This window comes from Fictibacillus halophilus (assembly GCF_042680145.1).
GTDB classification, from domain to species: domain Bacteria; phylum Bacillota; class Bacilli; order Bacillales; family Fictibacillaceae; genus Fictibacillus; species Fictibacillus halophilus_A.
This window is the reverse complement of sequence record NZ_JBHTNQ010000011.1, coordinates 48,202-56,722: the sequence shown is the minus strand read 5'-3', so window position 1 is coordinate 56,722 and position 8,521 is coordinate 48,202. Positions and strand designations below refer to the sequence as shown.

The window sequence follows — 8,521 nt, the reverse complement described above, 5'->3', positions numbered from 1 at the left end:
GAAGTTAAGCTCTTCAGCGCCGATGGTAGTTGGGGGTCTCCCCCTGTTAGAGTAGGACGTCGCTAGGCAATGAGGAAGATGGATGAAGATCCATCTTCTTTTTTTTGTATTTAAATCAAAAAAGCACCGTTTTTTGATTTAAACAAGAAAGATAAGCCCTTGTCTGTAAAATTACACGCCCGTGGTTCTATGGAAGGCTGTTTATATAGCTGTTTTTATAATAAGAGAAGGTGCATAGCATGAAACGAATCTGCAGTTTGAGCGAACAGGACACCATTCTGAGCGTAGGTGAGGCATTTTGAGCGTAAAACGACGATTCTGAGCGTAACTTGGTGATTTTGAGTGAAAAGAGGATAATCTTGAGCGAACGTGTAACAAATAAAAGAACACGTACCGTAAAAGTTTAAAAGCACTTCCTCCTGTCCATTAAGGAACACATAAGAAGAAAACATAAGTAAGGTAGAAGATGTGAACCATCTTCCTTCAGAGCACTTTTGTCGAAAAGTCTATAAATGAAAAATTACGGCCTGGAAAGAAAGATTTACAGCCTAGAAAATTTAATTAGAGCCTATTAATCCAAATTACAGCCTAGAAAACAAAATTACGGCCTGAAAACGCTTTTCATCCCAACAACCCCATAAAACCACCTATTCCGTACACCAATCAAAAGTCCACACCAACTAAAATCAAATCACTGCCCCAATCTGCATTTAAATTGCTTTAACTCTTAAAAGCAGCACATCGAACGGTTTTAAATCCTATTGCAGCGGGGATTTAAGGAAACATGAGGACGCATACTCGGTTTATTTTACCGAATTGAATAAAGACAGACACAACGAGAGCCAGAGTCTCATACATTTTAAAAGAACCTTAAAATAATCTGAAAAAACGTATATGAATAAACAATTCTGGCAACAATGGCATTATGGAGGTGGAAGAATGAAAAACACACGACAGTACGGGGAAACGTGTATGGTTTGTGAGGAGCAAAAGGATCGGGGATTACACATTCTTCATCAATTTATTTGCCGGGAATGTGAGCAGAAAATCCTTACTGCCAAAACAAATGATGACTATTATAAACATTACTTATCACAATTAAGAAAATTAAAATTAGTAAATGCGTCTTCATAAAAACAGGCTGGTTAAACAGTCTGTTTTTTTATGTGATAAATTCTTTGGGGATGAAACATGTGATAGAATGGAGATATACCAAAAGACGAGAAACGTTTGAAAACAAAAGGGTTTTTAACTATGAAACATGCACCGCTATATGAGGCGTTAATTAAACATTCAAAGAATAATAAGTGGTCTTTTCACGTACCTGGACACAAAAATGGTCATATCTTTGAAAAGACTGCTAAACCTTTTTTTCAGCCTGTCTTGTCCTTAGATGCTACAGAACTGACAGGGCTTGATGATTTGCATCATCCAGAAGGAGCAATCCTGGAAGCGCAGGATTTGCTGTCTTCATTTTATAAAGTGAAGAGAAGTTATTTCCTTATTGGAGGAAGTACTTCTGGGAATCTCGCTATGATTCTTTCTTCATTTATTCAGGGCGATATCGTTCTTGTTCAGAGGAACTGCCATAAATCAGTTCTGAACGGACTTGAACTTGCTGGTGTGAAACCAGTATTATTATCACCAGAAATGGATGAAGACGGAGGATTTCCTTTAGGAGTCAGCCTAGATACAGTAAGGAAAGCTATAAAAAGCTATCCAGAGTTTAAAGGAATTATTTTAACAAATCCTACTTACTACGGCTTGCAGCAGGGTATAGAAGATATAGCAGAAGAAATCCACGCTCATAACGGCATCGTTTTGGTCGATGAAGCACATGGAGCACATTTCGGGCTTAAGAATATGCCGCATAGTGCGATACATAGAGGAGCAGACATTGTTGTGCAATCTGCACATAAAACACTTCCGGCTTTAACGATGGGTGCTTTTTTACATGTGAACAGTGATCAAGTTGATGAATATCGTTTATCGCAAGCTCTTCAGATCGTTCAATCTTCTTCCCCTTCTTATCTGATTATGGCTTCACTGGATTTGAGCCGTCTATATATGGAGAACTTGTCAGATGCGGATTTAGATAATATTATTCTTCAAGCTGATGATTTTAGAGTATTTATCAATTCGCTCCATCATCTTCATACTGTTAAAACTCCTGCAGGTTACATTTTAGATCCTCTCAAGATAACAGTTCAGTCAGATAAAGATATATCAGGGTTTGAACTGCAGCATCTTTTTGAAAAAGCAGGTTTGTTTACAGAGCTTGCCGATGACCGGAATGTATTACTTATTTTGCCGCTTGGAACAATAAATGGTCTTACTGAAATTAAGGAAGTTTTTTATAAAATCTCGAAAAAACTTTCTTTATATAAAAATAGAACAGAATCGATTCAAACGGTATCTTTATTCCCTCCGGTGAGTACGTTACGACTTTCCTATAGTGAAATGAAGAGAATGCGCGTCAAACATGTTCAAATAGAGGATGCTGGCGGATATGCGGCAGCTGAAGCTGTAATTCCTTATCCTCCAGGTATTCCTTTGATTGCAAAAGGAGAAAAAATTACATCAGAATCCATCCGTCATTATTTATTCCTTAAGGAGAAGGGTGCTCGATTCCAGGGAATCAGTGAGCAGAATAAGATGCATGTATTTGATATAAGTAAGGAGCAGCAATTGTGAAAGGCTTATTTATTACGCTAGAGGGTCCAGACGGATCAGGAAAAACAACTCAGGTTGCAAAGATTGCCGAATACTTAACACAAAATAAAATTGACTTCATTCAAACACGCGAACCAGGCGGTACTAGAATCAGTGATAAGATTCGCTCACTTATTTTAAATCCAGAACATAAAGAAATGCATGACCTTACGGAAGTTCTTCTTTATGCGGCATCAAGGGCACAGCATGTTCATGAAAAAATCCTTCCTGCCCTTGAAGAAGGCAAGGTTGTTTTATGTGACCGTTTTGTTGATGCTTCACTCGCTTATCAAGGATTTGGGCTCGGTGTTGGTGAAGAACCGGTACTACAGGTGAACAGCATTGCAACGAGCGGACTAGTACCTGCCCGCAGTTATTTTATCGATGTCTCTCCAGAAGTGGGACGAGAGCGAATGAAAGCTAGATACGGAACAGCCAGCCTCGACCGGATCGAGCAAAAAGATCTTTCTTATCATGAAAGGGTAAGAGAAGGATTTCAGCATATTTTTGCTAATCAGGAGAAACGAATTCATCGCGTTAACGGTGAGCAGGATCCTGAGACGGTGTTTGCAGAGATCGTAAAGGATTTAGATAAGCTTTTAGCGAATCATAAGGAAAAGTAAAAGGAGGCATTTGCCATGAAAATGATTATAGCCGTTGTTCAAGATAAAGACAGCAGCCGACTGCAGGATGCGCTTGTTGAAAAGAATTACCGTGCCACAAAACTCGCAACAACAGGCGGATTTCTCAAAGCCGGAAATACAACGTTTATGATTGGTGTGGAAGATGCTCAGATAGATGAAGTCATGGATATTATTCGTGAGAACTGCAAAAGCCGTAACCAGATGGTTGCACCGGTTTCTCCGATGGGCGGAAACGCTGATGCTTATGTTCCGTATCCAGTTGAAGTAGAAGTTGGGGGAGCAACGGTATTCGTACTGCCTGTTGAAAGCTTCCAGCAATTTTAATAAATTTAAGCTTCAAAATTGAGGGGTTATTATGAAAATCGGACAGGACATAAGACCAGTTCTAGATACAAAGCAAAATGAGGGGAAAATGGGAAAGAAAACATCCCTTTCCTTTGGAGAGACGGTATCCAAGCAGAGTGAGAAACTCCACTCTGAACAGCTGACAAGGCTGTTAGGCGATATCGAGACACAAGGCAAAAGATTGCTGCAGTCCCAAACTGTACGGGATCTGCAGCTTTATAAAAATTTGGTTCAGCGCTTCGTAAAAGAAGCAGTTAATTTCGGTATGCAGTTAAAACAAAACAAAAGCTGGAATGAACAAGGGCGATCACGAACACTCAAACTTGTTAAAGAAATTGATGAACAGTTGATCCAAATTACAGAAGCAGTATTAAGCCAGGAAAAAGACTCAATATCCTTATTAGATAAGATAGGTGAAATCAAAGGATTATTAGTTAATTTATATACGTAGCAGGTGAAATGTATGATGAGCTGGGAAATAAGCAGCAAGACACAGCCCCGTGTTGTAAAACTATTAAAAAACAGTATAAAAAAGCAGCGCCTTGCTCATGCATATATTTTTGAAGGAGCACACGGAACAGGCAAGATGGCAGTCGCGACTGCATTAGCTAAAACCTTTCTATGCAGAAATGCTGAAGATGGAAATCCGTGCGAGAACTGCACCAACTGCAAAAGAATCACATCAGGCAACCATCCGGATGTACATATCATCTTACCCGACGGACAGTCGATAAAGATTGACCAGATCAGAGGACTGCAGAAGGAATTTGCATACAGCGGAATGGAGTCTTCTAAAAAGGTTTATATTGTGGAGCACGCTGATAAGATGACCGTTCAAGCAGCAAATAGCCTGCTGAAGTTTTTAGAAGAGCCGAGTTCAGATACGATTGCTATTTTATTAACGGAACAGGTTCATAGTTTGCTTGATACCATCCGTTCGCGTGCACAGACTCTTTCTTTCTCGCCGCTTGCTCCTGAAGGAATTTTACAGAAGCTGTTAGAGGAGGAAATACCAAAGCCAATTGCTGCTTTGGCCTCTTCACTTACGTCAGATTATGCAGAAGCACTCGAAATTTGTAGGGAAGAGTGGTTTGCACAAGCAAGAGCCAAAGTGATACAATTGACGGAGGAACTGCGGCTGCGGCCTGATTATTGTCTTGTTGTTCTGCAAGACCAGTATTTAAGCTTTTTTAAAGAGAAAGAACAGCTGCGTTTAGCTTTAAACTTACTTTTGATCTGGTATCGGGATCTTTTATCTATACATTTATCACAGTCGGAAAAAGTGGTTTTTTTCGACCAGCTTCAAGCATTAGAGCAGCAGGCGCTTCAAACGTCTCAAAAGAAAACAGGAGAAGCTCTGCAAGCTATACTGACTGCTCAAGCCAGAATAAGGAGCAACGTCAGCCCCCTTATGGTGATGGAGCAGTTGGTTTTACGATTACGGGAGGGATAAAACCTTGTATGAGGTAGTGGGCATCCGCTTTAAGAAAGCGGGTAAAGTATATTATTTCGACCCCGGCGACCTTGAAGTGAAGAAAGACGCGTTCGTTATTGTGGAAACAGCGCGTGGAATAGAATATGGCAAGGTAGTTATCGATAAGAAACTAGTCGGGGAGAACGATGTAGTTCTTCCTTTAAAAAAAGTCGTTCGGCTCGCGACACAGAAAGATATTTTATCTGTGGATGAAAATAAAGCAGCCGCTAAGGAAGCGTTTCAAAGTTGTGAGGAAAAAATCATTGAACACCAGCTGGACATGAAGCTGGTCGATGTTGAATATACGTTTGACAGAAATAAAATCATTTTTTACTTTACAGCAGACGGAAGAATAGATTTCCGTGAACTTGTTAAAGATCTTGCTTCTATTTTTAGGACAAGAATAGAACTAAGACAGATTGGTGTCAGAGATGAAGCGAAGATGCTCGGGGGAATTGGACCATGCGGCCGTATGCTTTGCTGTTCAACTTTCTTAGGAGATTTTGAGCCCGTTTCAATCAAAATGGCAAAAGATCAGAACCTTTCATTAAACCCAGCTAAGATTTCAGGATTATGCGGACGTTTAATGTGCTGTCTGAAGTACGAAAATGACTATTACGAAGAAGCTAAAGAAGAAATGCCTGATGTTGGTGAAGAAATTATGACCCCTCATGGTGTTGGTCGCGTTGTCGGCTTGAACTTGCTTGAAAAGCTCATTCAAGTAAACATTCCTTCAATGGAAAGAACGACAGAGTTTACATTGGACGAGCTGGCAGAAGGCAAGAAAGAGGAATTATTCAGTCAGGCCACAGAGTAAAAGAGGTGGAATTCGTGGAAAAGAAGACTATATTTTCCCGCGTGGTGCAAATGGAAGAACAAATCACGGAGTTGTCACAGCAACTAGAAGATTTTAAGACCCATTTGGCCGCATTAATTGAAGAAAACCACCATCTCGTGATGGAAAATGAAAATCTTCGAAACAAGCTGAACTCTGAGGGAACACGAGTTTCTGCTAAAAAATCTCCAGCTTCTAAAGGGAAAAAAGAGCCTACCGATATCGGTGAGGGCTATGATAACCTGGCACGTCTCTACCAAGAAGGATTCCACATTTGCAACCTTCATTATGGCAGCGTACGTTCAGAGGGAGATTGTTTGTTTTGTCTTTCATTTTTAAATAAGAAATAAACGCCTTTCCTGAGGGGAAGGCTTCTTTTTATATGGGTGATATTTTCATCCAGAAGATTGTATGGAAAGTGCATCGTTGACAAGTTGATTGGAGTAGAAGGTGCGAGACTCCTGCGGGATCAGCGGGACAGGTGAGACTCCTAATGGCACAAAGTGCCGAGGAGGCTCACCGCACGCCCCGCGGAAAGCGAGCACCTGGAACGGAAATCAACCTCTATCAACTATTTTATAAAAGAAAGAGAGGGAATCATTATGACTGAGCTTCTGCCAGATGAGCGAATTGATTACTTAGTCCATGAAGACTTAAAAATAATCCAAAGTCCCTCTGTATTCTCGTTTTCACTTGATGCGGTTCTTTTAAGCCGTTTTGCATGGGTTCCGATTCAAAAAGGTAAAATTATAGATTTATGCAGCGGCAACGGTGCAGTAGCTCTTTTACTGAGCAAAAGGTCCAAAGCCCACATAACCGGTGTTGAAATTCAAGAAAGACTATACAGTATGGCAAATAGAAGTGTTTTGCTCAACAAACTAGATGACCAGATAAAAATGGATCTCGCGGATATAAAAGAGGCACCTGCTAAATACGGTCATGGCACATTTGATGCGTTAACGTGCAATCCCCCGTATTTTGCTTCAGTCCATGAAGAAGATTTCAATCAGAATGAACATCTCGCAATTGCACGCCATGAAATTCATTGTTCCTTAGAAGATGTAATTCGTGTTAGCAGCCAGCTTGTAAAGCAAGGCGGAAAGGTGGCGATGGTACATCGTCCGAACCGTCTCATGGAGATCTTAGCATTTATGCGTCAGTATAAGCTTGAACCTAAAAAACTGCAGCTAATTTATCCAAAAGCCGGAAGTGAAGCTAACATGCTTTTAATAGAAGGAATGAAAAACGGAAAGCCTGACCTGCATATTCTTCCGCCTCTTACGGTATACGGAGAAAATGGGGAATATACGGCTGAGCTAAAAAGGATGTTCTACGGTGAACAAGAGCAATAATCATTTTGTGTATATTTTGGAGTGCGGTGACGGAACTTACTATACAGGCTATACAAATGAGATCAGTCAGCGGCTGCGTAAACATGAAGAAGGAAAAGGTGCTAAGTATACAAGAGGAAGAGGACCTCTTAAGCTTGTATTTCAGCAGTCTTTTTCTACGAAACAAGAAGCAATGCGCTTGGAATTTGCCATAAAGAAACTGAACAGAGCCGCAAAAGAGAGAATAATTAAAGAGGGAAGTGTTTCATATGTGGCAGCAAAAGAGCTACCATGACGAGAGCGGGACTGGTGCATTATATCTTGTTCCCACACCGATTGGAAACTTAGAAGATATGACGTTCCGTGCTGTTCGCACATTAAAAGAGGCTGATATGATAGCAGCAGAAGATACGCGGCAAACAAAGAAGTTATGCAACCATTTTGAAATTAGTGCACCATTGACGAGTTATCATGATCATAATAAAATGCAGAGCGGACAAAAGCTTATAGAAGCATTAAAAGAAGGAAAGCAAATTGCATTAGTTACTGATGCCGGGATGCCAGGGATTTCAGACCCTGGGTATGAGCTAGTGGTCCAATGTGTAGAAGAAAAAATACCTGTCATACCACTGCCTGGAGCAAATGCTGCCTTGCCTGCACTGGTCGCTTCAGGATTAAATACGGAACTTTTCACATTTTATGGTTTTCTTCCTCGGGGTAAAAAAGAAAAGAAAGCTGAATTAGAAAGATTAAAGCCCTTTCCATCGACGCTTTTATTTTATGAAGCCCCTCATCGTCTAAAAGAAACACTTCAGGCTATGAATGGAATATTTGAAAACCGGAAAATTGCAGTGGTCCGGGAGTTAACAAAGAAATATGAAGAAATTATCCGCGGTACACTTACTGAAGTTACTGATTACATAAGTCAGGGAGATGCTGAAATCAGGGGAGAATTTTGCTTAGTAGTCGAGGGAAGCGGGAATGCAGAGTTCGAGAGTGAAACCGCTGTGCAATGGTGGGAGTCTCTTTCGGTGACTGAACATGTCGATCATTATGTTAACCAAGGTGAGAAGCCAAAAGAAGCGATTAAGTTAGCAGCTGTTGACCGGAATGTTCCAAAGCGTTCCGTTTATCAGGAATATCATGGCCTATAATTTTTCAATACAAAGGGAAAGAGCCT

Annotated in this window: 11 protein-coding genes; all 11 read left to right on the top strand. The window is 40.6% G+C overall.

Going from position 1 to position 8,521, the window contains the following annotated elements:
* The first annotated feature begins 939 nt into the window (after positions 1-939).
* The 11 genes from ACFQ4X_RS19375 (at position 940) to rsmI (ending at position 8,495) form a co-directional block, all read left to right on the top strand.
* Entirely contained in the window at positions 940-1,134 is a 195-nt protein-coding gene (locus ACFQ4X_RS19375; RefSeq protein WP_066285362.1) for a sigma factor G inhibitor Gin, read from the top strand.
* 120 nt (positions 1,135-1,254) lie between these two features.
* On the top strand, positions 1,255-2,694 hold the full coding sequence (locus ACFQ4X_RS19370) for an aminotransferase class I/II-fold pyridoxal phosphate-dependent enzyme (protein WP_379838086.1): 1,440 nt from the start codon (positions 1,255-1,257) through the stop codon (positions 2,692-2,694).
* Positions 2,691-3,335 carry a dTMP kinase gene (gene tmk, locus ACFQ4X_RS19365; protein ID WP_379838084.1) on the top strand — a complete coding sequence of 215 codons (645 nt, stop codon included), beginning with the start codon at positions 2,691-2,693 and terminating at the stop codon, positions 3,333-3,335. The genes ACFQ4X_RS19370 and tmk overlap by 4 nt, the downstream gene beginning before the upstream one ends.
* A 15-nt stretch (positions 3,336-3,350) precedes the next feature.
* Positions 3,351-3,680: a cyclic-di-AMP receptor gene (locus tag ACFQ4X_RS19360; protein ID WP_077365562.1), complete on the top strand. Its 330-nt coding sequence runs from the start codon at positions 3,351-3,353 to the stop codon at positions 3,678-3,680.
* 31 nt (positions 3,681-3,711) lie between these two features.
* A complete protein-coding gene (locus tag ACFQ4X_RS19355) occupies positions 3,712-4,152 on the top strand; it encodes a YaaR family protein (RefSeq protein ID WP_066285370.1) in 441 nt (146 codons plus the stop codon).
* Between the two features lie 15 nt (positions 4,153-4,167).
* Positions 4,168-5,154, top strand: a complete 987-nt coding sequence (holB, locus tag ACFQ4X_RS19350) for a DNA polymerase III subunit delta' (protein WP_379838081.1) — start codon at positions 4,168-4,170, stop codon at positions 5,152-5,154.
* 4 nt (positions 5,155-5,158) lie between these two features.
* Complete coding sequence (locus ACFQ4X_RS19345) at positions 5,159-5,992, top strand: PSP1 domain-containing protein (RefSeq protein WP_066285372.1); 834 nt, start codon at positions 5,159-5,161, stop codon at positions 5,990-5,992.
* Positions 5,993-6,006: 14 nt separating this feature from the next.
* Complete coding sequence (gene yabA, locus ACFQ4X_RS19340) at positions 6,007-6,360, top strand: DNA replication initiation control protein YabA (RefSeq protein ID WP_379838079.1); 354 nt, start codon at positions 6,007-6,009, stop codon at positions 6,358-6,360.
* Positions 6,361-6,612: 252 nt separating this feature from the next.
* Entirely contained in the window at positions 6,613-7,362 is a 750-nt protein-coding gene (locus tag ACFQ4X_RS19335) for a tRNA1(Val) (adenine(37)-N6)-methyltransferase (RefSeq protein WP_379838077.1), read from the top strand.
* A complete protein-coding gene (locus ACFQ4X_RS19330; protein WP_379838075.1) occupies positions 7,346-7,636 on the top strand; it encodes a GIY-YIG nuclease family protein in 291 nt (96 codons plus the stop codon). The genes ACFQ4X_RS19335 and ACFQ4X_RS19330 overlap by 17 nt, the downstream gene beginning before the upstream one ends.
* Positions 7,611-8,495: a 16S rRNA (cytidine(1402)-2'-O)-methyltransferase gene (gene rsmI / locus ACFQ4X_RS19325; protein WP_379838073.1), complete on the top strand. Its 885-nt coding sequence runs from the start codon at positions 7,611-7,613 to the stop codon at positions 8,493-8,495. Before ACFQ4X_RS19330 ends, rsmI begins: the two co-directional genes overlap by 26 nt.
* The last annotated feature ends 26 nt before the right edge of the window (positions 8,496-8,521 follow it).